Below are 23605 nucleotides of genomic sequence, written 5' to 3'. Positions count from 1 at the left end.
GAATTATGGCTTATCAATCGCAAGACATTATCCGTCGTTCCGCGACTAACGGCTTCACCCCCGCGCCCCGCGCGCGGGACCACCAGGAAGAGGTGGCGAAGCTTATCGACGTCACCACCTGTATCGGCTGTAAAGCCTGTCAGGTGGCCTGTTCCGAGTGGAACGACATCCGGGATGAAGTCGGTCACAACGTCGGGGTCTACGATAACCCCGCCGACCTGACCGCCAAATCCTGGACCGTGATGCGCTTCTCGGAAGTGGAGCAGAACGACAAACTGGAGTGGCTCATCCGCAAGGATGGCTGTATGCACTGCGCCGACCCGGGCTGCCTGAAGGCCTGCCCGGCGGAAGGGGCGATCATTCAGTACGCCAACGGCATCGTCGACTTCCAGTCCGAGCAGTGCATCGGCTGCGGCTACTGCATCGCCGGCTGCCCGTTCAACGTGCCGCGCCTGAACCCGGAAGATAACCGCGTCTACAAATGTACGCTGTGCGTCGACCGCGTTAACGTTGGCCAGGAGCCGGCGTGCGTGAAAACCTGCCCGACCGGCGCTATCCACTTCGGCTCCAAAGAGGAGATGAAAACGCTGGCGGGCGAGCGCGTCGCCGAGCTGAAAACCCGCGGTTACGACAACGCGGGGCTGTACGATCCGGCAGGCGTTGGCGGCACGCACGTGATGTACGTGCTGCACCACGCCGACAAGCCGAACCTGTACCACGGCCTGCCGGAGAACCCGGAAATCAGCGCCACGGTTAAGTTCTGGAAAGGGATCTGGAAGCCTCTCGCGGCGGTCGGCTTTGCGGCCACTTTCGCCGCCAGCATCTTCCACTACGTCGGCGTCGGTCCGAACCGCGCGGAAGAGGAAGAGGACAATCTGGATGAAGAGAAAGACGAGGTGCGCAAATGAAAAGACGTGACACCATCGTGCGCTACACCGCGCCGGAACGCATCAACCACTGGGTCACCGCCTTCTGCTTCGTGCTGGCGGCGGTGAGCGGGCTGGGCTTTTTCTTCCCGTCCTTCAACTGGCTGATGCACATCATGGGCACCCCGCAGCTGGCGCGTATTCTGCACCCGTTCGTGGGCGTGATTATGTTTGCCTCGTTCATCATTATGTTCTTCCGCTACTGGCACCATAACCTGATCAACCGGGACGATATTTTCTGGGCGAAGAACATTCGCAAGATTGTGGTCAACGAGGAAGTGGGCGACACCGGGCGCTATAACTTCGGCCAGAAGTGCGTGTTCTGGGCGGCGATTATCTTCCTGGTGCTGCTGCTGGTGAGCGGGGTGATTATCTGGCGTCCGTACTTTGCGCCGGCGTTCTCCATCCCGGTTATCCGCGTCGCGCTGATGCTGCACTCCTTCTCGGCGGTCGCGCTGATCGTGGTGATCATGGTGCATATTTACGCCGCGCTGTGGGTGAAAGGCACCATTACCGCGATGGTGGAAGGCTGGGTGACGAAGACCTGGGCGAAGAAGCATCATCCGCGCTGGTACCGTGAAGTCCGCGAAAAGCAGGATAAGCGCCAGTCGTAGGCCCGAGCGCTTTGTTCGTCTCTGAAATGGCGTCGTATATCGACGCCATTTTTTTGCGGATAACGCGCTGTTTTGACAACATTAACCATAGTGCGCCGCAGGCGGGAGCGGCACGTTTCCCGGTTCGCTCAAGCCTTGGCGCAGGATAGCTAATCCTAACGGTGCATAGTCTGGGGTATCGATATCAGGTATCGTAACGCACACATTGCGATGTCATGGGTATATCCCGTACGCCGATTGCGGTTATCATTAATGACATTCACCAGAGCGGGCGCGTGATGCCCGCCAAATCACAGAGCGGACGCGACCATCGCCGAATCTGCTGAAACCAGGAAGTAACAGAATGAGCATTCGTATCATCCCGCAAGATGAGCTGGAAAAGAGCGAGAAACGCGCGACGGATATGATTCCGCCGTTGTTGTTTCCCCGGCTCAAAAATTTATATAACCGTCGCGCCGAACGCCTGCGCGAACTGGCTGAAAATAACCCGCTGGGCGATTACCTGCGCTTTGCCGCGCTTATCGCCCACGCGCAGGAAGTGGTGCTGTACGACCATCCGCTGCAGATGGATCTCACCGCGCGCATCAAAGAAGCGAACGACCAGGGTAAGCCGCCGCTGGATATCCACGTTTTGCCGCGCGATAAGCACTGGCACAAGCTGCTGCATTCGCTGATTGCCGAACTGAAGCCGGAGATGAGCGGCCCGGCGCTGGCGGTCATCGAGAATCTGGAAAAAGCCTCCGAACAGGAGCTGGAACTGATGGCAAGCGCGCTGTTTGCGTCCGATTTTGCCTCTGTCAGCAGCGATAAAGCGCCGTTTATCTGGGCCGCGCTCTCGCTCTATTGGGCGCAGATGGCCAGCCTGATCCCCGGAAAAGCCCGCGCTGAATACGGTGAACAGCGTCAGTTCTGCCCGGTTTGCGGCTCGATGCCGGTCTCCAGCATGGTGCAAATTGGCACCACTCAGGGCCTGCGCTATCTGCACTGCAACCTGTGCGAAACCGAGTGGCATGTGGTGCGCGTGAAGTGCAGCAACTGCGAACAAACGCGCGATCTGCACTACTGGTCATTAGATAACGAGCAGTCGGCGATTAAAGCCGAAACCTGCGGCGACTGCGGTACCTACCTGAAGATTCTCTATCAGGAAAAAGACCCAAAAGTGGAAGCCGTCGCCGACGACCTCGCCTCGCTGGTGCTGGACGCACGGATGGAACAAGAGGGCTTCGCCCGCAGCTCCATTAACCCGTTCCTGTTCCCTGGCGAAGGGGAATAACGGCTGGCATCATGCCGGGCGGCGCCTGCCGCCCGGCTTACAAATGATAAGGCGTAATCACTCCGGGTATCCCGAAAAAATCTTTGGTATTGCGCGTGACCAGTTCATAACGATGTATTTGCGCTGTCGCCAGTATGATGGCATCCGGCAGCTTCATCCCATACTCCTTCCTGAGATTGACGCTTCGTTCAGCAATATCCTGTGAAATATCGATAATATTAAACGCGCTCAGTGCAATACGCGTGCGGTGTTCCTGATGATACTTTTTCGCCCCCACCATTACTTCCATCCACGTGATGAGGCTAATCGCATTCTGTGGCGGATAAGCCTCCAGAACCTGTTTCGCTTCAACGCGACCGCTGAATAAATCGATGAGAATATTAGTATCAAACAGCGCCGGGCCTTTAATCATTGCCACTCCTCGCGGAGTTTCCTTTCGAATTCAACTCCCTCTTCCTCACAGCCTTGCCAAATCCCCAGCGCATTGGAAATAGTGGTGTCAGCTTGTCTTTCCAGGTACTGTTCAACCGCCTCGCGTAACAGTTCCGCTCGAGGAAGATTGCGCTGCTGTTTGAGGTCTTCAAGACGTTTAATAACGTCATCCGATAAGTCGAGTAGTATTCTGCCCATATTCGTTCCCGTCATCATACTCACATATACCTCCAGTATATCATTGACGATGAATTTTCAAACAACATACACCTGCAGTTGGTGGGGGGAAAGCCCCGTCAGCAATGAGTTTCACTTTTGCGAGCCGCTTTCCACAATCGTTTCGCAACCCAAATCGCCCATTTTCTTTTGTTAAAAATCAGGCTATAAGACTGGATATCCAAACAGGTTAAGGGATTAAAAAATGGCGCTTGAAAAAGGTATTGCAGAGCTGGTGCGGGAATTTATCGATGCAGGTCGCCCCTCATCGCGCGAACAGAATATTGATGACCGGAGAAACGGTTATGTCGCTAGTGCCGTGTTAGCCGGGGAACAAGAAAACCGCGTGTGGGTAGAGGACATCGAACTCGAGGGCATGTTTTTTCGCGTGGTCTCTCCCCTCAATGCGACTGGCGCGCTGCCTGCCGTTATCTATTTCCACGGTGGCTGCTTTATCAGCGGCGGTTTCGCCACGCATGACCATCAGCTCCGCCAGCTGGCGTACCACAGCGGCTGTCGCGTTATCGCCGTGCAATATCGGCTGGCGCCGGAGCATACTTTTCCTGCCGCCCATGATGATGCCGAAAAAGGCGCGCTGATTATTCACCGCCACGCCGGGCAGCTGGGCATCGATGCTTCCCGTATTACGCTGGCTGGCGACAGCGCCGGAGGACATCTGGCATTAGTGACCGCCCTGCGACTCAAAACCACGCAGGCCTGGCAACCCGCACAGCTGGTTTTGATTTACCCGATGCTGGATGCCACCGCCAGCATGAAGAGCTATATCGATAACGGTAAAGATTACATCATCACCGAAGATACCCTGCTCAGCGGCTATGAAATGTACCTTTCAGCGACGGAACTCCATCATCCGGAAGCCAGCCCGCTATGGCGTAAAGACTTTAACGGATTACCGCCGGTACATATTCTGACGGCAGAATACGACCCTTTGCGTGATGAAGGCGAAGCGCTTTACCAGCGCCTGCTTGAGCAGGGCGTTGACTGTACCTGTCAGCGCTATCTCGGGGTGATCCACGGCTTCTTTCAACTGGGCGGCATCAGCCCGGCGGCCGGAAGCGCGATGAGGGATATCGCCTGGCGGGTGAAGTCACCAGGCCAGTAGACCGGTATAAAGGGAGGCTACTCCTCTTCGTTACCGCCCTCTTCATACGGGCCAAACGGCTTCGCGGGAAGAACAATATAGATACCCTCAAAAACCGCGCCAAGCCGATCGTCGCCAAACAGTTCAACCTGCAGCTGAACGCGCGCTTTACGCCCGCGCGCCAGCCGGTCAAGATCGCCGCTTAACGAACCGAGATCGGCAACGGCGCTTGGGCGTCCGCTAATGGGCTGGCTGTAGCGGATATGCGCATCGGCAAGAATAATTGTGCCGCCAAGATGCCGCTCGCGCAGCATCAGCCAGATAAGCCCCCAGCCGGTTAACGTTGCCTGAGAAAACAGGCTGCCGGCAAACAGGGTATGGTGTGGGTTCTGGTTACCGGCTTCCGGCATGGTGGTGATGAATTTTTGCCCGGTATACTGCTGGATGCGCACGCCCATTTTCTCGCTGAGAGGGATATGCTGATACCAGGCCTGCTGCAGCTGAGCGCACCAGTCGCCGCGATGTAAAATATCATCCAGCGAGGCTATTGGCTTAATCATCAGAAAATGACGGATCGGCGTGGTCGTCGGCGTGGTGATTTCTCCCTGGTTCACAAAACCGAGCTTCGCAAAGAACTCCACCGCGTCTTCGCGGGCGCTACAGGTCACGCGCTTAACGCCTTCCTGGCGGGCGACGGACTCCAGCGTCATCGCCATCAGGGTACCCAGCCCTTTATCCTGCACTGACGGATGAACGGCCATAAAACGGATAGAGGCTTCGTTTTCCGCATTCACATACAGCCGCCCGACGGCAACCAGATTACCCTCTTCATCGACCACCATTTGATGGTGCGCCATCGCATCCCACGCATCGCGCTCGGACCCTTTCGGCTGATGCAGCGGCTTACGCAGCATCTCCCAGCGGAACTGGTAGTAGCTCTCTAACTCTTCTTCTGTTTGCGGTACACGAAGGTGATACATAGCTGTACTCTCTTTTGTTACCCGCAGCCTGCCCGGAAGCTGGCTCATACCTGCAACCAAAAGGTTACGGGACCATCATTCACCAGAGAAACCTGCATATCGGCAGCAAATCTCCCGGTCTGCGTATTCATTTTCTGCTCGCGGCAGCGCTCAACGAAATACGCGTACAGCGCTTCCGCTTTATCCGGCGCAGCCCCTTTCGAAAATCCAGGGCGCATCCCGCGCTCGGTATCTGCTGCCAGCGTAAATTGTGAAACCACCAGCACGCTGCCGCCAGCCTGCTGCACGTTCAGATTCATTTTGCCTTCAGCATCGCTAAAAATACGGTATCCCAGCACGCGCTCGCACAGGCGGTTCGCCTTTTGCTCATCATCGTCTCTCTCGACGCCTAACAGCACCAGAAGCCCGGGGCCGATTTCGCCCGTCACTTCACCCTCCACGGTAACGCTAGCTCGGGATACGCGTTGAATTAATGCAATCATGATTGTTCTGTTTCTTCTTTTTTCAGTTTGCGGTATTCACCGAGAGTGACAGTAATTTCAGCGCCAAGCAAGACGATACACCACGTCCAGTACACCCAGACAAACAAAATAGGCACCACGGCGAGTACGCCATAAATCAGCTGATATGACGGGAACGCGGTGATATATAAAGCAAAAGCTTTCTTACCCGCTTCAAAGAGCAGCGCAGCGACCAGGGAACCGATTATCGCATCGCGGTTACGCACCTCGGCCGTCGGCACAATGCTGTAAAGCAGCCAGAATGCCACCCAGGATAAAATGAGCGGAAAAATACGCAGCACATCGTCAATCACGCTATTCAGGTCGCTGGCCCAGCGTAACGACAGGAGATAGGAGCTGATCGCAAGGCTGGCGCCCGCCAGCAGCGGCCCCAGGGTGAGGATCATCCAGTAAACGGCAAAGGAGTAGGTTTTTGGCCGGGTTCGGGTACTGCGCCAGATGGTGTTCAACGCGCTATCAATGGAGTACATCAACAGCAGCGATGTCACAATCAGACCGAAAGCGCCCACGGCGGTCATTCGACTGGAGTTAGCGACAAACTGCTCAATGTAGCCCTGAATGACATCCCCGGTTGCCGGGATGAAATTGGCGAAGATAAAGTGGCGAATCTGGATACTGACATCAGAAAACATCGGAAATGCCGCGAACAGCGCGAAAACGACGGCAATAAGCGGCACAAGGGAGAGTAACGACACATAGGCAAGATTCCCCGCCAGCGTCGTCATATTATCTTCATCAATACGCCGCCATAGCAGCTTGAGCCAGGCCACCAGCGGTCGCAGATGGCGCGTGGTTTTTTGATGAACGGTTTTTAGCATAGCTGTTTAGCAAAATAGTTGGGGATGGTTTCCTTCCCGGTCACCAGAATGCTGGTAATGCCCAGCTGGTTAGCCCCGGCAATATTATCCGCGTTATCATCGAAGAAGACCGTATCGTCAGCGGAAAAACCTTCCGCTTCAAGGACGCTCTGATAGATCCGCGCTTCGGGTTTACGCATCCCCATTTCCTGAGAAAGATAGATATGGTCAGCCGCGGCGCGTATCTCGGGGTACTCATCCGGCCAGAAGGTGGTATGCAGGCGGTTAGTGTTGGACAGAACCACGACCCGATGCCCCTGCTCGCGTAATTTTTGCATAATCGCGATAACCTCCGGGCGCAGGGAGACAAAAACCGCCTGCCAGCCGTGGGAGAACTGCTCGTAGCTAAGCGACATGTTCATTTCATGGCACATCGCCGCCGCGAAATCTTCATCGCTGATTTCACCGCGCTCGTGCTGGTGGAACGCTTCGCCCATGGTGAAATGCTGCTGCAGCGTCGCAAGGGGAATTCGCGTTAAATCGCTCCACGTCCCGAGCACCCGGTTGAAGTCAATATCGACAATCACATTACCTAAATCAAAGATATAGAGCATGGTCCTCTCCTTTTGCACCGTGGAAAATTAACTGTAGCGGGAAAGGGGGAGTTTGACTATGGGCGGTAGGGCTTTGTACAAAAAAGAAACCCTGCCATTGAGGCAGGGTTCAGATAGCAGAAAGAAGCGTTAATTAATCTTCTTTCGCACCGCGCATCGCGCGTTTACGGTCGTTCTCGGTCAGGTGACGTTTACGGATACGGACAGAAGTCGGGGTGACTTCTACCAGTTCGTCGTCATCGATGAACTCAAGAGCCTGCTCCAGAGTCATTTTCAGCGCCGGAACCAGCGTCGTTGCTTCGTCAGTACCGGAAGCACGCATGTTGGTCAGTTTCTTACCGGTCAGGCAGTTTACCGTCAGGTCGTTAGAGCGGCTGTGAATACCGATAATCTGGCCTTCGTAAACTTCTGCGCCGTGGCCCAGGAACAGCTTACCGCGATCCTGCAGGCTGAACAGGGCGAACGCAACTGCTTTACCCTGACCGTTGGAGATCAGAACACCGTTCTGACGCTGACCCACATCACCCGCACGAACGTCGTCGTAGTGGCTGAAGGTGGAGTACAGCAGACCGGTACCGGAGGTCATGGTCATGAATTCTGAACGGAAGCCGATCAGACCACGGCTTGGGATCACGTAGTCGAGACGTACGCGGCCTTTGCCATCTGGATTCATGTTTTTCAGATCGCCTTTACGCTCACCCAGCGCCTGCATCACAGAACCCTGGTGCTGCTCTTCAACGTCCAGCGTCACGTTTTCGAACGGCTCTTGCTTACGGCCATCGATTTCGCGGAAGATAACTTTCGGACGGGAAACCGCCATTTCGAAACCTTCACGACGCATGTTCTCGATAAGGACAGACAGGTGCAGTTCGCCACGGCCAGAAACGCGGAATGCGTCTGCATCCGGAGTTTCTTCAACGCGCAGCGCCACGTTATGCACCAGCTCTTTGTTCAGGCGGTCAAGGATCTGACGAGAGGTAACGTACTTACCTTCCTTACCGCAGAACGGCGAGGTGTTAACGCAGAAGAACATAGAGACGGTCGGCTCATCAACAGACAGCGCCGGCAGCGCTTCAACATTCTGCGTATCGCAGATGGTGTCAGAGATGTTCAGTTCGCCCAGGCCGGTGATCGCGATGATATCGCCAGCTTCTGCAACGTCGCTCTCGATACGCTCAAGGCCCAGATGGGTCAGAACCTTACCGACTTTACCGTTACGGGTTTTGCCTTCGCTATCAATGATAGTGACCTGCTGGTTCGGCTTCACTTTACCGCGCTTGATGCGGCCGATGCCGATGACGCCAACGTAGTTGTTGTAGTCCAGCTGGGAGATTTGCATCTGCAGCGGGCCATCAAGGTCAACGTTCGGCGCCGGTACGCGATCGACGATGGTCTGATACAGCGGAGTCATGTCTTCAGCCATATCTTCGTGATCCAGACCCGCGATACCGTTCAGCGCAGAAGCGTAAACGATAGGGAAGTCCAGCTGTTCGTCGGTAGCGTCGAGGTTAACGAACAGGTCGAATACCTGATCGACAACCCAGTCAGGACGTGCGCCCGGACGGTCAACTTTGTTGATAACAACAATTGGCTTCAGGCCATGAGCAAAGGCTTTTTTGGTCACGAAGCGCGTCTGCGGCATCGGACCATCCATTGCATCAACGACCAACAGAACGGAATCAACCATGGACATGACACGTTCAACTTCACCACCGAAGTCGGCGTGCCCCGGGGTATCAACGATGTTGATACGGTAGTCATTCCATTTGATAGCGGTGTTTTTAGCCAGGATGGTAATCCCGCGCTCTTTCTCCAAATCGTTGGAGTCCATCACTCGCTCTTGAGTTTCGGCACGCGCGTCGAACGTACCGGATTGCTGTAGCAGCTTATCAACCAGGGTAGTTTTACCATGGTCAACGTGCGCGATGATGGCGATATTACGCAAATTTTCGATCACAACTTTGCCTCAGGCATTAGAAATAGCGCGTTATTGTACACGGATTAATCGCAGTACAAAACAGGATCACAAACATCCTCCGCAAACAAGTATTGCAGAGATTCTTTGTGATCGCTTTCACGGAGCGTTAAAAGGGTTATTCAAGGTCAATTGCACCAAATAAGTGCCCAATGTTCACACAAATGCACTATATTGGTGCAATGCATTCATTTTGGTGCAGCCCTTTTGCACGATGATGTGCATGATAACGCCTTTTGGGGGCAATTTAAAAGTTGGCACAGATTTCGCTTTATATTTTTTAAGGCAACAACGCCACTTTACGTAGTTAAAAAGTTTTCGTTTCCACGACGACAATGACCAATCCGGGAGAGTTTAAGTATGTCCGCTGAACACGTTTTGACGATGCTGAACGAGCATGAAGTGAAGTTTGTCGATCTGCGCTTCACCGATACCAAAGGTAAAGAACAGCACGTTACTATTCCTTCTCATCAGGTAAATGCCGAATTCTTCGAAGAAGGCAAAATGTTTGATGGCTCCTCGATTGGCGGCTGGAAAGGTATTAACGAATCCGACATGGTTCTGATGCCGGATGCAACCACCGCGCTGATCGACCCGTTCTATGAAGAACCGACGCTGATCATCCGCTGCGACATCCTGGAACCAGGCACCCTGCAGGGCTATGACCGCGACCCGCGTTCCATTGCTAAGCGCGCTGAAGAGTATCTGCGCTCTACCGGCCTGGCTGACACCGTGCTGTTCGGGCCAGAACCAGAATTCTTCCTGTTCGACGACATCCGTTTTGGTGCCTCCATCTCCGGTTCCCACGTTGCTATCGACGATATCGAAGGCGCATGGAACTCCTCCACCAAATACGAAGGCGGCAACAAAGGCCACCGTCCGGGCGTGAAAGGCGGTTACTTCCCGGTTCCGCCAGTAGACTCTTCTCAGGATATCCGCTCCACCATGTGTATGATCATGGAAGAGATGGGCCTGGTTGTTGAAGCTCACCACCACGAAGTGGCGACTGCGGGCCAGAACGAAATCGCGACCCGCTTTAACACCATGACCAAAAAAGCGGACGAAATTCAGATTTACAAATACGTTGTGCATAACGTCGCACACCGTTTCGGCAAAACCGCGACCTTTATGCCAAAACCGATGTTTGGCGATAACGGTTCCGGTATGCACTGCCACATGTCCCTGTCCAAGAACGGCGTAAACCTGTTCTCCGGCGACAAATACGCAGGCCTGTCTGAACAAGCGCTGTACTACATCGGCGGCGTAATCAAACACGCTAAAGCGATTAATGCCCTGGCTAACCCGACCACCAACTCCTACAAGCGTCTGGTCCCGGGTTACGAAGCGCCGGTTATGCTGGCTTACTCTGCCCGTAACCGTTCCGCGTCTATCCGTATTCCGGTTGTCACCTCTCCGAAAGCGCGCCGTATCGAAGTTCGCTTCCCGGACCCGGCTGCTAACCCGTACCTGTGCTTCGCGGCGCTGCTGATGGCTGGCCTTGACGGTATCAAGAACAAAATCCATCCGGGCGAAGCCATGGATAAAAACCTGTACGACCTGCCGCCGGAAGAAGCGAAAGAGATCCCACAGGTTGCAGGCTCTCTGGAAGAAGCACTGAACGCGCTGGACGCGGACCGTGAATTCCTGACCGCTGGCGGCGTATTCACCAACGACGCTATCGATGCTTACATCGCCCTGCGTATTGAAGAAAACGACCGCGTACGCATGACTCCGCACCCGGTTGAGTTTGAGCTGTACTACAGCGTCTAATTTTGCTGTAAATCCGCGGTATTCCGTGTTGTGGCGTGGGGTACCAAGGATGTTTTGTTGCCGTGGAAACTTTCAGCCCATCTCAGGATGGGCTTTTTTCTCCACCAACGCGCTGATCCCATGAGCTTTTTATTCATAAAAAGCTATACTGCACTAAAATGGTGCACTCTTTTTCAGGAGACTGTCGAATGGCAACAGGCACACTGCCCGATGCTGGGCAGATCCTTAACTCTTTAATCAACAGTATCTTACTGGTCGATGACGACCTGGCGGTACATTACGCGAACCCGGCGGCGCAGCAGCTGCTGGCGCAAAGCTCGCGTAAATTATTCGGCACGCCGCTGCCGGAGCTGTTGAGCTATTTCTCGCTGAATATCGGCCTCATGCAAGAGAGCCTCGCTGCGGGTCAGGGTTTTACCGATAACGAAGTGACGCTGGTTATTGATGGCCGCTCCCACATCCTTTCCCTGACGGCGCAACGCCTGCCTGAAGGCTATATCCTGCTGGAAATGGCGCCGATGGATAATCAGCGTCGCCTGAGCCAGGAGCAGCTACAGCACGCGCAGCAGATTGCCGCACGTGACTTAGTGCGTGGTCTGGCCCACGAGATTAAAAATCCGCTGGGCGGCCTGCGCGGCGCGGCGCAGCTGCTGAGCAAAGCGCTGCCCGACCCTGCGCTAATGGAATATACCAAAGTCATTATTGAACAGGCCGACCGGTTAAGAAATCTGGTCGACCGTCTACTGGGACCACAGCATCCCGGAATGCACGTAACAGAAAGCATCCACAAGGTCGCTGAGCGAGTGGTGAAGCTGGTGTCGATGGAACTACCGGATAACGTCAAGCTGGTGCGCGACTATGACCCCAGCCTGCCAGAGCTCCCGCACGACCCGGATCAAATTGAACAAGTGCTGCTGAACATCGTACGTAACGCGCTGCAGGCGCTGGGACCGGAGGGCGGAGAGATCACTCTGCGCACCCGGACGGCCTTCCAGTTAACCCTGCACGGCGTGCGCTACCGCCTCGCTGCGCGTATAGACGTTGAAGATAACGGCCCGGGAATCCCGTCTCACTTACAGGATACGCTGTTTTATCCCATGGTGAGTGGACGCGAAGGCGGTACCGGACTCGGGCTGTCTATCGCCCGCAGCCTTATCGACCAGCACTCCGGCAAAATTGAATTTACCAGTTGGCCAGGGCATACCGAATTCTCGGTGTACCTGCCTATTCGGAAGTAGAGGTGTTTATGCAACGAGGGATAGCATGGATCGTTGACGACGATAGCTCCATCCGTTGGGTGCTTGAACGCGCGCTCACCGGGGCAGGCTTGAGTTGTACAACGTTTGAAAGCGGCAATGAGGTGCTTGATGCCCTCACGACCAAAACCCCGGATGTACTGCTGTCTGATATCCGCATGCCGGGGATGGATGGGCTGGCGCTGCTAAAGCAAATTAAACAGCGTCATCCGATGCTCCCGGTCATCATAATGACGGCGCATTCGGATCTTGACGCGGCGGTCAGCGCCTATCAGCAGGGCGCTTTTGATTATCTGCCGAAACCGTTTGATATTGATGAAGCGGTGGCGCTGGTCGACCGTGCGATTAGCCATTACCAGGAACAGCAGCAGCCGCGTAATGCGCCGATTAATAGCCCGACGGCCGATATTATCGGCGAAGCGCCGGCCATGCAGGACGTTTTTCGCATTATCGGCCGCCTGTCGCGCTCATCAATCAGCGTACTGATCAACGGGGAATCCGGTACCGGTAAAGAGCTGGTTGCCCATGCTCTCCATCGGCATAGTCCGCGCGCCAAGGCGCCGTTTATTGCGCTAAATATGGCAGCAATTCCTAAAGATTTAATCGAATCAGAGCTATTTGGCCACGAGAAAGGGGCCTTTACCGGCGCCAATACCGTGCGTCAGGGACGCTTTGAGCAGGCAGACGGCGGCACGCTATTCCTCGACGAGATCGGCGATATGCCGCTGGACGTACAGACTCGCCTGCTGCGCGTCCTCGCTGATGGCCAGTTTTATCGCGTCGGCGGCTATGCGCCGGTGAAAGTGGATGTGCGCATCATTGCCGCCACTCACCAGAACCTTGAGCTGCGCGTCCAGGAAGGAAAATTCCGCGAGGATTTATTCCACCGCCTGAACGTGATTCGCGTCCATCTGCCGCCGCTGCGCGAGCGTCGGGAAGATATTCCTCGCCTGGCGAGGCACTTCCTGCAAATTGCCGCTCGTGAACTGGGCGTCGAGGCCAAACAGCTGCATCCGGAGACGGAGATGGCGTTAACCCGACTGGCATGGCCGGGTAACGTACGTCAGCTGGAAAACACCTGTCGCTGGCTGACGGTAATGGCCGCAGGTCAGGAGGTTCTGACGCAGGATCTTCCCAGCGAGCTGTTTGAAACCGCGATACCGGATAACCCAACGCAAATGCTGCCGGATAGCTGGGCCACGCTGCTGGGACAATGGGCCGATCGCGCTTTGCGTTCCGGTCATCAAAACCTGCTCTCGGAAGCGCAGCCTGAGATGGAGCGCACGCTGCTGACCACCGCCTTACGCCACACTCAGGGGCATAAACAAGAGGCGGCCCGGCTGCTGGGATGGGGTCGTAATACCCTGACGCGTAAGCTAAAAGAGTTGGGGATGGAGTAGCTGCGCGCTGGCGAGGAAAAAATAGTCATCCAGCGCAAACTGCTGCTATTTTGTACTTTACTGTTGCCATGCGTTGAGTATGATCTTGCCCGGAAAGACGGGGGAGAAATCATGCTTGAATCACTCATTAATATTATATCGAGCGGTGTTGCAGCGGGTCATACGCCGCAGACGGCGGTCGCTGCCGTTCTGTGCGCGGCGATGGTTGGCCTGTTTAGCTGATAATATCCCCTCTCCTGGCAGGAGAGGGGATATTGCTTATATGACGCGGGAAAACTGCTGCATCCGCGCTTTTTGGCGCAGATACGCATCGAAACACATGCAGATATTGCGAATCAGCAGTCGGCCTTTCGGCGTCACCTGAATGCCTTTCTCATCCACATCCACCAGCCCATCTTTGGCTAGCGGCGCCAGCAATTTCATATCGTCGGCAAAGTAGCTATCGAAGGTAAGATCCCACTGCGCGTCTACCGAAGCGAAGTCGAGACGAAAGTTACAAATCAGCGCCTTAATCACGTCGCGGCGGATGCAGTCATCGCGCGTCAACGCAATACCGCGCCACAGCGCCGTTCCGGTTTCATCAACCTGCTGATAATACTGTTTCAACTCTTTCTGGTTCTGCGCGTAGCAATCGCCAATCATACTGATCGCCGACACGCCCATTCCCAACAGGTCGGTGTCTCCCTGGGTGGTGTAACCCTGGAAATTGCGATGCAGAATGCCTTCACGTTGGGCTATCGCCAGTTCATCATCCGGACGGGCAAAGTGGTCCATGCCGATAAACTGATATCCCGCAGCCGTCAGCGAATTGATGGTTTCCTGAAGAATGTCCAGCTTCTGTTCCGCTGAGGGCAAATCGGCATCTTTGATTTTGCGCTGCGCGGCGAAGAGCGTGGGTAGATGCGCGTAGTTGAACACGCTCAGGCGATCGGGATTAAGCTCCGCCACTTTCTGTAGCGTATAAGCGAAGCTCTGCGGCGTCTGCTTCGGCAGGCCGTAAATCAGGTCGATATTGGTCGAGGTAAAGCCGATGTCGCGCGCATGGTTGAGTAGCGCGAAGATGAAGGCCTCATCCTGCTCGCGGTTTACCAGGCGCTGCACTTCTTTGTTGAAGTCCTGCACGCCCATACTCAGGCGATTAAAGCCTTCGCCACGTAAATGATCCAGCACATCGAGTTCGATTTCGCGCGGATCAACCTCAATGGAGATCTCTGCGTCCGCGTTAAAATTGAAATGGGTACGCAGCAGACCCATCAGACGACTAATTTGCGCCTTGTTTAGATACGTTGGCGTACCGCCGCCCCAGTGTAGCTGATTAACTTTGCGGCCAGAAAAAAGCGGCGCGCGATGAATAATCTCCTGCTCAAGGACATCCAGATACTGATCGGCCTTATGCTGTTGGCGGGTGACGATTTTATTACAGCCGCAGAAATAACAGAGCTTATGGCAAAACGGGATATGCACGTACAGCGAGAGGGGACGCTGCGGATAGCGGGCAACCGCCGCATCAAATTCAGCGGGGCCAAATTCTGGAGAAAACTCCAGCGCGGTGGGATACGAAGTATAACGCGGCCCGGAATAGTTATATTTCTGGATCAGGGCCAGATCCCAGTCGATTAACTGCACAGACATGCTCACTCCTTCCGATGGTACCGTCGGCGGGTACGCCGCCCCGGCCCAACCGCACCTCGGGTAATGAGCCGGTTGCGCAGCCATTTTTGACGCCGCGACAACCGTCGTAGTTTAACGAATAACCACAGCAGATAACATATAACCAGAAGGGTTATAAGCAGGACTGGGAATCCGATGGGGTGCAAACGTTAGTTTCCACCCTTCAGCAGACGCATCATATCTTCTTTGCGCTCTTCCTCTTCTTCATCTTCGTCATCATCGTAGGAGAGGCCCAGCTGCTGCATCAGCTCATCAATGCGATCCAGTTTGGCATCAACCCAGGTCTGCTCTTCAGTATTCAGGGTACCGCCCTCTTCCAGACGTTCCAGCAGCGCGTCCAGGCGCTCATCGTTCTCCAGCAAATCCAGCTCAGCCTGCGGTGAAAGCATAGGTTTCTCGCTCTTTGGTTTATGCTGCTTAATCGCCGGAGCATTTTCAGTCACGCCCAGCGGGATTGGTTTTTTACTGCCAATTCGGGGATCTTGCTGCTGGCCTTGTTTTTTGCCTGCCAAAGCGTTGTCGCCGCCGGTCGCGCGACTTCCTGCCGCATGGCCACGATGCTTCTTCTGATGCTTGCGCTCGCGGGCTTCCTGGTTCAATTCTTCACGCGTTTTGCGATTTTTTTTGCCGCGAGGTACGGATGTCGGTTTTTTCATGTTGTGTAATCTTCAGGCCGTTTTCTTCAGTATAGAATTGAGGCGGAATCTAGCAGAAAGCAAGCAAAGAAAAAAGGCGACAGATTACTCTGTCGCCTTTTTCCGCACTGACAACCCTTAATGGGCTTCTACTTTCCATGTTCGCTAACGACACACCCTGTCTTTCCTTTAGCAACTAACGGTCCCTGTTACATCCATTTCCTTTTAAAACGTCTCCAGACGTTTGTCATCCTGACAATCCGTAGTCCTCGCCTCCTGGCGCTTCCTGACTCCTCATCCTGAGTCATAATCCTGTTAGCATCCTCGCCCTTGACCGCTACTTTACTGTTTTAAGGAAAACCTACAACCGACTGTACGGAAAAAAAACAAGTTTCAGAATTTTCTTTCAGCTCAACACGATGATTTATCAGCGTTTGTATTATGTTTACTCAGTTTTTCCTCATGTATTTCTCATATAATCAATAGCCAATGTCTTACAAAGACTGTGGTTTTAACTTACAGCGATGAGGTGCGGTAAAAACAGCCTTTTTCTGCTGTTCAGGTATAATCCCCGTCAAAGCCTGATTTAACGGAGACGACCGTCTTGACCAACTGGAATTATCAACTGACGCATTTTGTCACTAGCGCGCCAGATATCCGCCATCTTCCTGCCGATACCGGTATTGAAGTGGCCTTTGCTGGCCGCTCTAACGCCGGGAAATCCAGCGCTCTGAACACGCTGACTAACCAGAAAAGCCTGGCACGCACTTCGAAGACGCCTGGCCGTACGCAGCTGATTAACCTGTTTGAAGTCGCTGAGGGCAAACGCCTGGTCGACCTGCCGGGCTATGGTTATGCCCAGGTACCGGAAGAGATGAAAATCAAGTGGCAACGCGCGCTGGGTGAATATCTCGAGAAACGCCTGTGTCTGAAAGGCCTGGTTGTGCTGATGGATATCCGTCATCCGCTTAAAGATCTCGATCAGCAGATGATCCAATGGGCGGTTGAAAGCGATATTCCGGTTCTGGTGCTGCTGACCAAAGCCGATAAGCTGGCCAGCGGGGCGCGGAAAGCGCAGATCGCTATGGTTCGTGAAGCGGTAACCGCCTTTAACGGAGATGTGCAGGTCGAAGGATTTTCTTCCCTGAAGAAGCAAGGCGTGGATAAACTCCGGCAGAAACTGGATAGCTGGTATAACGATATCCCCCCTCAGGAAGAACCTGAAGACGGCGAATAATCTCGCTAATTACCCCGGATAGCGGCGCGTGAGGCCCTGTCCGGGTAGCCCGCCTCATCAGCATCGATACGCAAAAAATTTTCTTTCGCGCAATAAAAAACGCCCCGGTCATAAATGACCGGGGCGGCTAAAATATTCAGCCAAATCCGATTACGTGAAGTAAAAGGTCTGAAAGATAGAACATCTTACCTCTGTACCCTACGTCTTTAACTCTACTCTTCTTTCGATTACGGATAAAGCATTTTTTGTAGTTTTTTTTCACTCTTTACATAGCAAATTCAAATGATCATCACAAAATACGATAAGTTATGTTACTCACTTACAAGAAATGACCCTACCTGCCGAATACTTAGTGCGCTTGATCCCAGTTTTCTCCGCTTCCCACTTCCACCAGTAGCGGAACCGCCAGCGTCGTACTGCTTTCCATCAGTTCATGGATTTTTTTCGCGACCGCCTCAAGATCGTCTTTATGCACTTCAAAGACCAATTCATCGTGCACCTGCATGATCATCCGCACGCGAGGTTTTTCACTTAACAACCAGCTGTCGACGGCAATCATCGCGCGCTTAATAATATCGGCGGCGGTTCCCTGCATCGGCGCGTTGATCGCCGCACGCTCGGCACCAGCACGACGCGCACCGTTGCTGGATTTAATGTCCGGCAGATAGAGACGACGGCCATCGAGCGTTTCAACATACCCCTGCTCTTTTGCCTGAGTGCGGGTGCGCTCCATATACTCCAACACGCCCGGATAGCGTTCAAAGTAGAGATCCATATACTTTTGCGCTTCTTTGCGTGGGATATTGAGCTGGCGCGCAAGGCCGAATGCGCTCATGCCGTAAATCAGGCCGAAGTTGATCGCCTTCGCGCTGCGGCGCTGCTCGCTACTGACGCTCTCCAGCGGCAAACCGAAAACCTCAGCCGCCGTCGCGCGGTGGATATCCTTCCCTTCAGCAAACGCGGTCAGCAGGCCCTTGTCGCGAGACAGATGCGCCATGATGCGCAGTTCAATTTGCGAGTAGTCGGCAGAGACGATGAGATAATCTTCCGGTGCAATAAACGCCTGGCGAATACGGCGCCCTTCATCATTGCGTACCGGAATATTCTGCAGGTTCGGATCGGTGGACGACAAACGTCCCGTGGCGGTAACCGCCTGGTGATAAGAGGTGTGAACCCGGCCCGTTTTCGGGCTGATCATCAGCGGCAGCTTATCGGTGTAGGTGGACTTGAGTTTTGCCAGGCCACGATATTCGAGGATGACTTTCGGCAGCGGATAATCCAGCGCCAGCTCTTCCAGCACCTCTTCCGAGGTCGAGGGCGCGCCGCCCGGGGTTTTCTTCAGCGGCTTAATACCTTGTTTTTCAAACAAGATCGTTTGCAGCTGCTTCGGAGAAGAGAGGTTAAACTCTTCGCCCGCGATGTCGTACGCCTTTTTCTCCAGCTCAACCAGGCGCTTGGCTATCTCCTGAGAGTGCACATGCAGTACGGCCGGATCGATCTTCACGCCATTGCGCTCAATGCGGGATAGTACCGGCACCAGCGGCATTTCAATATTTTTAAAAACGTTCAGCGGGCCTTCATTTTGCTGAAGTTTAGGCCACATTTTCAGGTGCAGCTGTAGCGTGACGTCGGCATCTTCCGCCGCGTAGCGGCCCGCTTCTTCCAGCGCGATTTGGTTGAATGTAAGCTGGTTTTTACCTTTACCCGCAATCTCTTCAAAGGTAATGGTTTTGTGCTTCAGCCAGCGGTCGGAGAGGCTATCCATATCATGGCGGCCCGCCACGCTGTCGAGAATGTAGGATTCCAGCATGGTATCAAAGGCAATACCGCGCAGTTCAATGTCATAGTTAGCCAGGATACCGCGGTCATATTTGAGGTTTTGCCCAACCTTCAGAACATTGTCATCTTCCAGTAGCGGTTTCAGCAGCTCAAGGACACGGTCGCGCGGGATCTGATCCGGTGCGTCCAGATAATCATGGGCAACCGGTACATAGGCCGCAACGCCGGGTTCAATAGCGAAGGATAAGCCGACCATATTGGCTGACACGTTATCCAGGCTGTCTGTTTCGGTATCAAAGGCAAAAAGCGGCGCTTTCTTCAGGCTCTCAATCCAGGTCAGCAGCGTTTCTTCATCAAGAATCGTGACATAGTTTTCAGAAGAGAGCGCCGTGGCGGTTTCCTCTTCGGCATCAGCCACTGCTGCCACAGCGGCTATCGGCTTCGCCGCAGGCTTTGCGCCTTTTGCCTGCATCCACTTGCCGGACTCGACATCAGTGATCCAGCGTTTGAACTCATACTTTTTAAATAGCGTCAGCAGTTCATCAGCGATGGGCTGTGCAACCAGCAGATCTTCGCAGCCCAGATCCAGCTCGACGTCGGTTTTGATCGTCGCCAGCTGATAAGAGAGGTAGGCCACCTCTTTATTCTGCTCCAGCTTCGCTGCCATCGTTTTTGCACCGCGGAAGGTCAGTCCGGCGATTTTTTCAGGTTCCGCATATAGCGTATCAAGGCCGCCCAGCCCCTGTAACAACGCCTGCGCCGTCTTCTCTCCCACGCCTGGTACGCCAGGGATATTGTCCGATGAGTCCCCCATCAGGGCCAGAAAATCGATGATCAGCTCCGGCGGCACGCCGTATTTGGTCACCACTTCATCCGGGCCGAGGATGGTGTTGGTCATGGTGTTAATCAGCGTAATACCCGGCGTAACCAGCTGAGCCATGTCTTTATCGCCGGTGCTAATCAGTACCGGACGCCCGACCTTTTCAGCTTCACGCGCCAGGGTCCCGATGACATCGTCAGCTTCTACGCCAGGAACGGCCATCAGCGGCAGGCCCATCGCCTTAACCATGGCATGCAGCGGCTCGATCTGCGCACGTAGATCGTCCGGCATCGGCGGGCGATGAGATTTATAGTGCTCAAACAGTTCATCACGGAAAGTCTTCCCCTTGGCATCAAACACGACGACGGCATGGGTCGGTTGATACTGCAGGATCAGGCTTCGCAGCATATTCAGTACGCCATACATTGCGCCTGTCGGCTCGCCAGCGCTATTCGTCAGCGGAGGGAACGCGTGATATGCCCGATAAAGGTAAGAGGAGCCGTCAACGAGGATGAGAGGGTTTTCTGGGATCTGAACCATAATTTCCGTGCCTGTTTATCAGATTATCGGTAAAGGATGCCACAGACGGGCATTAAATCCTGAATTTTTCCCGCATTTCGTCGAAAAGATTCAACGATCCCGTCGATCGCGCAATGCGTTAACCTGTGGATAACTTTGTGAATAGTTTTATAACGATGGCTACGTCATCATTAATAAAATAATCTATTGGTAAATTACTCTATATTTATCATGGCATTATAAATTAACAACCCGCTTTAATAACATCATGATGACTCAATGTTCCATGTGGATATAAGATCCGGATATTTTTCCGTCCGGGTAAAACCCGTCATTTGCTCTATTTTCTGGTAAAATCAGCCTCTTGCGCTGTTTAAACGCGTTCTTTGTCAGCCTAACTTTCTGAATAAATTAACTATGTCGAGATTACTCGCTGCGATAACGCTCCCGCTGAGTATCGCCCTGACTATCGTAGTCACCATTATTTGCTCCGTGCCAATAATCATCGCCGGGCTGATTAAACTGCTTGTGCCTGTTGCTGCGGTCTGGCGCTCGATATCCGTTTTTTGCAATTTCATGATGTACTGCTGGTGTGAAGGGTTGGCTCTGCTGCTGCGCCTTAATCCCTGGCTTAAGTGGGATGTTGAGGGCCTGGAAGGCCTGAATAAGAAAAACTGGTATCTGCTTATCAGCAACCACCATAGCTGGGCCGATATCGTGGTACTGTGCGTGCTGTTTCGCAAACATATCCCGATGAATAAATATTTCCTCAAGCAACAGCTCGCCTGGGTGCCGTTTATTGGCCTGGCATGCTGGGCGTTGGATATGCCTTTTATGCGCCGTTATTCCCGCGGTTATTTAATCCGCCATCCAGAGCGCCGTGGCAAAGATGTTGAAACCACCCGCCGCTCCTGCGAGAAATTCCGCTCACATCCCACCACTATCGTTAACTTTGTCGAAGGTTCACGCTTTACTGAAGAGAAGCGGCTGCAGACCCGCTCGCCTTATAATAATTTATTAGCACCAAAAGCTGCCGGTACTGCCATGGCATTAAGCGTACTGGGCTCGCAGTTTGATAAGCTGCTGAACGTTACGCTGTGTTATCCAGAGAATCATCACCGACCGTTTTACGACATGCTGAGCGGCCGATTAACGCGGATTGTGGTACGCATCCGCGTTGAACCCGTGACGGAAGAGCTGCACGGCGATTATGTGAATGATAAAAACTTTAAGCGGCGGTTTCAGCGCTGGCTAAATACGCTCTGGGAAAATAAAGATCGTCAGTTAACGGAAATCATGCAGCAGAAAGGAAAATGATGCTGGACGCTGAAAAGAGTAACGCCGGTCAGTAACCGGCGTTTATTTTTTATTTCTTCTCAACTAACTGCTTAACGGTATCGGCATACTGGGCAACAAATGCGTCCATATTGCTGGTATCCATACCCTGCGGGTTAAGCTGATATTTGCCGTTAACGTACATAGCGGGTACGCCCTGCAGCTGGAAATCAGCAGCGGCTTTCTCTTGCTGAGCCACCAGGGATTTCACTACAAAACTGTTCCAGGCTGCATCGTAATCTTCACCTTTAACGCCGGCGTCAACGAAGACCTTACGAATATCGGCTACGGTCTGAACGGTCTGTGTTTTCTGTACCGCTTCAAACATCGGGACGGTAATCTTGTCTTCCACACCCAGCGCCATCGCGACGGCCCACGCCTGGGTCAGATCCTTGCCCAACGGGCCCAGGAATTCAACGTGGTATTTCGTCATTTTGACGCCTTCAGGCAGCTTTTTCTTCACGTTATCTGACACATGAAGCACTTCTTCAAACTGATAGCAGTGCGGGCAGTAGAACGAGAAAAACTCGAGCACCTGAGGCTCGCCGGCAACGGGCTTATCGAGGGTAATATACTGCTTACCGTTGGTGATCTGGGCAGCGGATGCACTAAAAGCCAGAATCATACCAGCCAGCGCCAGCCAAATTTTTTTCATGATTAACTCTCTCCTGGATATATCACATTAATACATTGGCGTTAACTGAAGAGGCGGTTCCTGCAGAACCTTTACCTGCTCAAGAAAAGTTGTTGTCTGCCCACGCCAGTAATCTTCCCCGGTTAACCACGGGAAGTTCTTAGGAAAAGCAGGATCTTCCCAGCGTCTTAACAACCACGCCAGATAATAAACTAACCGCATTGCACGTAAAGGTTCGATGAGGGCAATTTCATCCGTATTGAAAGAGCTAAACTCTTCATACGCTTCAATGATCATCTCAAGCTGCATCCGTTGCTCGGCCTTATCACCGTTCAACAGCATCCACAAATCCTGGATAGCAGGTCCATTACGTGAATCATCTAAATCAACAAACAAAGGGCCATCGCGCCAGAGGATGTTTCCTGCATGGCAGTCACCGTGCAAACGTAAGATATTGGCGCGCCCGTGCCATTGCGCCATTACCGCATCAATCAGCTTATCAGTAGCGCCAAGAAAAGCCTCTTTCAGCCCTGCCGGTATCAGCGGGGAGAGCTCAAAGACCTGCCGGGGCTCAAGAAGGTACTCATTGGTGCCAATCTCCGGGCGCGCGACAAAACGCTGTTTGCGTCCCGTTTGATGCAGACGGCCAAGGTAGCGCCCAACCCATTCCATCTGATCGAGGTTATCCGCCTCAAACTGACGTCCACCCAGGCTTGGGAACACGGCGAAAAAGAACCCCTGATGCTGATGAAGGGTACTTTCGTTAAACGACAATGGCGCCGCTACAGGGACTTCGTCCTGAACGAGCTGAAGGGAAAACTGGTGTTCTTCGAGGATTTGTTCGGCGGACCAGCGCTCAGGACGATAGAACTTCACCACATAGCGGCGACGATCTTCGTCCTGAAACTGGTAAACTCGGTTCTCATAGCTATTAAGCGGGGTGAGACCTGAGTCCACCCGCATTCCCAGATCAAATAAACCATCAATGATGGTATCCGGGTGAAGCGTCTGAAAAGTGAAAGCCTTATCGTGCATCCTGACATCCGATAATCGTACGAATGATACAGGATATCATCTCATTACCGATTCCGCGGCAGCG

At 53.5% G+C, this 23605-nt stretch carries 22 protein-coding genes; 10 read left to right on the top strand and 12 right to left on the bottom strand.

Annotated features, from left to right (window positions below; all coding sequences use genetic code 11):
• Nucleotides 1–5 precede the first annotated feature (5 nt).
• The 3 genes from fdxH to fdhE all read left to right on the top strand — a co-directional run bounded on the left by fdxH (nt 6) and on the right by fdhE (nt 2813).
• Complete coding sequence (gene fdxH, locus BWI76_RS00460; RefSeq protein WP_004122548.1) at nt 6–908, top strand: formate dehydrogenase subunit beta; 903 nt, start codon at nt 6–8, stop codon at nt 906–908.
• The gene (gene fdoI, locus BWI76_RS00455; RefSeq protein WP_004132860.1) at nt 905–1540 is read left to right on the top strand and encodes a formate dehydrogenase cytochrome b556 subunit; all 636 of its coding nucleotides are present in this window, start codon (nt 905–907) and stop codon (nt 1538–1540) included. The genes fdxH and fdoI overlap by 4 nt, the downstream gene beginning before the upstream one ends.
• A gap of 343 nt (nt 1541–1883) precedes the next feature.
• Nucleotides 1884–2813, top strand: a complete 930-nt coding sequence (gene fdhE, locus BWI76_RS00450) for a formate dehydrogenase accessory protein FdhE (protein WP_004132861.1) — start codon at nt 1884–1886, stop codon at nt 2811–2813.
• A gap of 37 nt (nt 2814–2850) precedes the next feature.
• On the opposite strand, the gene BWI76_RS00445 is transcribed toward fdhE, so the two are convergent.
• Together BWI76_RS00445 and BWI76_RS00440 are read right to left on the bottom strand one after the other, a co-directional pair.
• On the bottom strand, nt 2851–3225 hold the full coding sequence (locus BWI76_RS00445; RefSeq protein ID WP_049086919.1) for a type II toxin-antitoxin system VapC family toxin: 375 nt from the start codon (nt 3223–3225) through the stop codon (nt 2851–2853).
• Complete coding sequence (locus tag BWI76_RS00440) at nt 3222–3461, bottom strand: CopG family transcriptional regulator (RefSeq protein WP_077265771.1); 240 nt, start codon at nt 3459–3461, stop codon at nt 3222–3224. The genes BWI76_RS00445 and BWI76_RS00440 overlap by 4 nt, the downstream gene beginning before the upstream one ends.
• Before the next feature lie 205 nt (nt 3462–3666).
• On the opposite strand from BWI76_RS00440, the gene BWI76_RS00435 reads away from it, so the two are divergent.
• On the top strand, nt 3667–4584 hold the full coding sequence (locus BWI76_RS00435; protein ID WP_024360706.1) for an alpha/beta hydrolase: 918 nt from the start codon (nt 3667–3669) through the stop codon (nt 4582–4584).
• A gap of 17 nt (nt 4585–4601) precedes the next feature.
• On the opposite strand, the gene fabY is transcribed toward BWI76_RS00435, so the two are convergent.
• From fabY to typA, 5 genes are all read right to left on the bottom strand, one after another.
• Complete coding sequence (gene fabY / locus BWI76_RS00430) at nt 4602–5543, bottom strand: fatty acid biosynthesis protein FabY (protein ID WP_004127112.1); 942 nt, start codon at nt 5541–5543, stop codon at nt 4602–4604.
• Nucleotides 5544–5587: 44 nt separating this feature from the next.
• Nucleotides 5588–6025: a D-aminoacyl-tRNA deacylase gene (dtd, locus tag BWI76_RS00425; protein WP_004132870.1), complete on the bottom strand. Its 438-nt coding sequence runs from the start codon at nt 6023–6025 to the stop codon at nt 5588–5590.
• Nucleotides 6022–6882: a virulence factor BrkB family protein gene (locus tag BWI76_RS00420; RefSeq protein WP_004127107.1), complete on the bottom strand. Its 861-nt coding sequence runs from the start codon at nt 6880–6882 to the stop codon at nt 6022–6024. The genes dtd and BWI76_RS00420 overlap by 4 nt, the downstream gene beginning before the upstream one ends.
• On the bottom strand, nt 6876–7475 hold the full coding sequence (gene yihX / locus BWI76_RS00415) for a glucose-1-phosphatase (protein ID WP_004132872.1): 600 nt from the start codon (nt 7473–7475) through the stop codon (nt 6876–6878). Before yihX ends, BWI76_RS00420 begins: the two co-directional genes overlap by 7 nt.
• Before the next feature lie 133 nt (nt 7476–7608).
• Nucleotides 7609–9432, bottom strand: coding sequence for a ribosome-dependent GTPase TypA (gene typA, locus BWI76_RS00410; protein ID WP_004132874.1), 1824 nt, complete (start codon nt 9430–9432; stop codon nt 7609–7611).
• Nucleotides 9433–9810: 378 nt separating this feature from the next.
• Between typA and glnA the strand changes: the two genes are divergently transcribed.
• The 4 genes from glnA to BWI76_RS27975 all read left to right on the top strand — a co-directional run bounded on the left by glnA (nt 9811) and on the right by BWI76_RS27975 (nt 14098).
• The gene (gene glnA / locus BWI76_RS00400) at nt 9811–11220 is read left to right on the top strand and encodes a glutamate--ammonia ligase (RefSeq protein WP_004127100.1); all 1410 of its coding nucleotides are present in this window, start codon (nt 9811–9813) and stop codon (nt 11218–11220) included.
• A gap of 188 nt (nt 11221–11408) precedes the next feature.
• The gene (gene glnL, locus BWI76_RS00390) at nt 11409–12458 is read left to right on the top strand and encodes a nitrogen regulation protein NR(II) (protein WP_004127098.1); all 1050 of its coding nucleotides are present in this window, start codon (nt 11409–11411) and stop codon (nt 12456–12458) included.
• Nucleotides 12459–12466: 8 nt separating this feature from the next.
• A complete protein-coding gene (gene glnG / locus BWI76_RS00385; RefSeq protein ID WP_004107350.1) occupies nt 12467–13876 on the top strand; it encodes a nitrogen regulation protein NR(I) in 1410 nt (469 codons plus the stop codon).
• Nucleotides 13877–13987: 111 nt separating this feature from the next.
• On the top strand, nt 13988–14098 hold the full coding sequence (locus tag BWI76_RS27975) for a YshB family small membrane protein (protein WP_004127096.1): 111 nt from the start codon (nt 13988–13990) through the stop codon (nt 14096–14098).
• A 36-nt stretch (nt 14099–14134) separates the two neighbouring features.
• On the opposite strand, the gene hemN is transcribed toward BWI76_RS27975, so the two are convergent.
• Both hemN and yihI read right to left on the bottom strand, forming a co-directional pair.
• Nucleotides 14135–15508, bottom strand: a complete 1374-nt coding sequence (hemN, locus tag BWI76_RS00380) for an oxygen-independent coproporphyrinogen III oxidase (protein ID WP_004132876.1) — start codon at nt 15506–15508, stop codon at nt 14135–14137.
• A 188-nt stretch (nt 15509–15696) separates the two neighbouring features.
• Nucleotides 15697–16203 carry a Der GTPase-activating protein YihI gene (yihI, locus tag BWI76_RS00370; protein WP_004132878.1) on the bottom strand — a complete coding sequence of 169 codons (507 nt, stop codon included), beginning with the start codon at nt 16201–16203 and terminating at the stop codon, nt 15697–15699.
• A 583-nt stretch (nt 16204–16786) separates the two neighbouring features.
• On the opposite strand from yihI, the gene yihA reads away from it, so the two are divergent.
• Complete coding sequence (gene yihA, locus BWI76_RS00365; RefSeq protein WP_004127091.1) at nt 16787–17419, top strand: ribosome biogenesis GTP-binding protein YihA/YsxC; 633 nt, start codon at nt 16787–16789, stop codon at nt 17417–17419.
• Between the two features lie 349 nt (nt 17420–17768).
• On the opposite strand, the gene polA is transcribed toward yihA, so the two are convergent.
• On the bottom strand, nt 17769–20558 hold the full coding sequence (polA, locus tag BWI76_RS00355) for a DNA polymerase I (protein ID WP_049086923.1): 2790 nt from the start codon (nt 20556–20558) through the stop codon (nt 17769–17771).
• A 396-nt stretch (nt 20559–20954) separates the two neighbouring features.
• Here polA and BWI76_RS00350 point away from each other — a divergent pair, with 396 nt between their 5' ends.
• Nucleotides 20955–21854 carry an acyltransferase gene (locus BWI76_RS00350; RefSeq protein ID WP_049086924.1) on the top strand — a complete coding sequence of 300 codons (900 nt, stop codon included), beginning with the start codon at nt 20955–20957 and terminating at the stop codon, nt 21852–21854.
• A 49-nt stretch (nt 21855–21903) separates the two neighbouring features.
• On the opposite strand, the gene dsbA is transcribed toward BWI76_RS00350, so the two are convergent.
• A complete protein-coding gene (gene dsbA, locus BWI76_RS00345) occupies nt 21904–22527 on the bottom strand; it encodes a thiol:disulfide interchange protein DsbA (RefSeq protein WP_004871955.1) in 624 nt (207 codons plus the stop codon).
• A gap of 27 nt (nt 22528–22554) precedes the next feature.
• Nucleotides 22555–23541: a serine/threonine protein kinase gene (locus BWI76_RS00340; RefSeq protein ID WP_004871954.1), complete on the bottom strand. Its 987-nt coding sequence runs from the start codon at nt 23539–23541 to the stop codon at nt 22555–22557.
• Nucleotides 23542–23605: the final 64 nt, after the last annotated feature.

This window comes from Klebsiella sp. M5al, from assembly GCF_002090195.1.
GTDB lineage: Bacteria > Pseudomonadota > Gammaproteobacteria > Enterobacterales > Enterobacteriaceae > Klebsiella > Klebsiella grimontii.
This window is presented reverse-complemented; position numbering and strand designations above follow the sequence as displayed.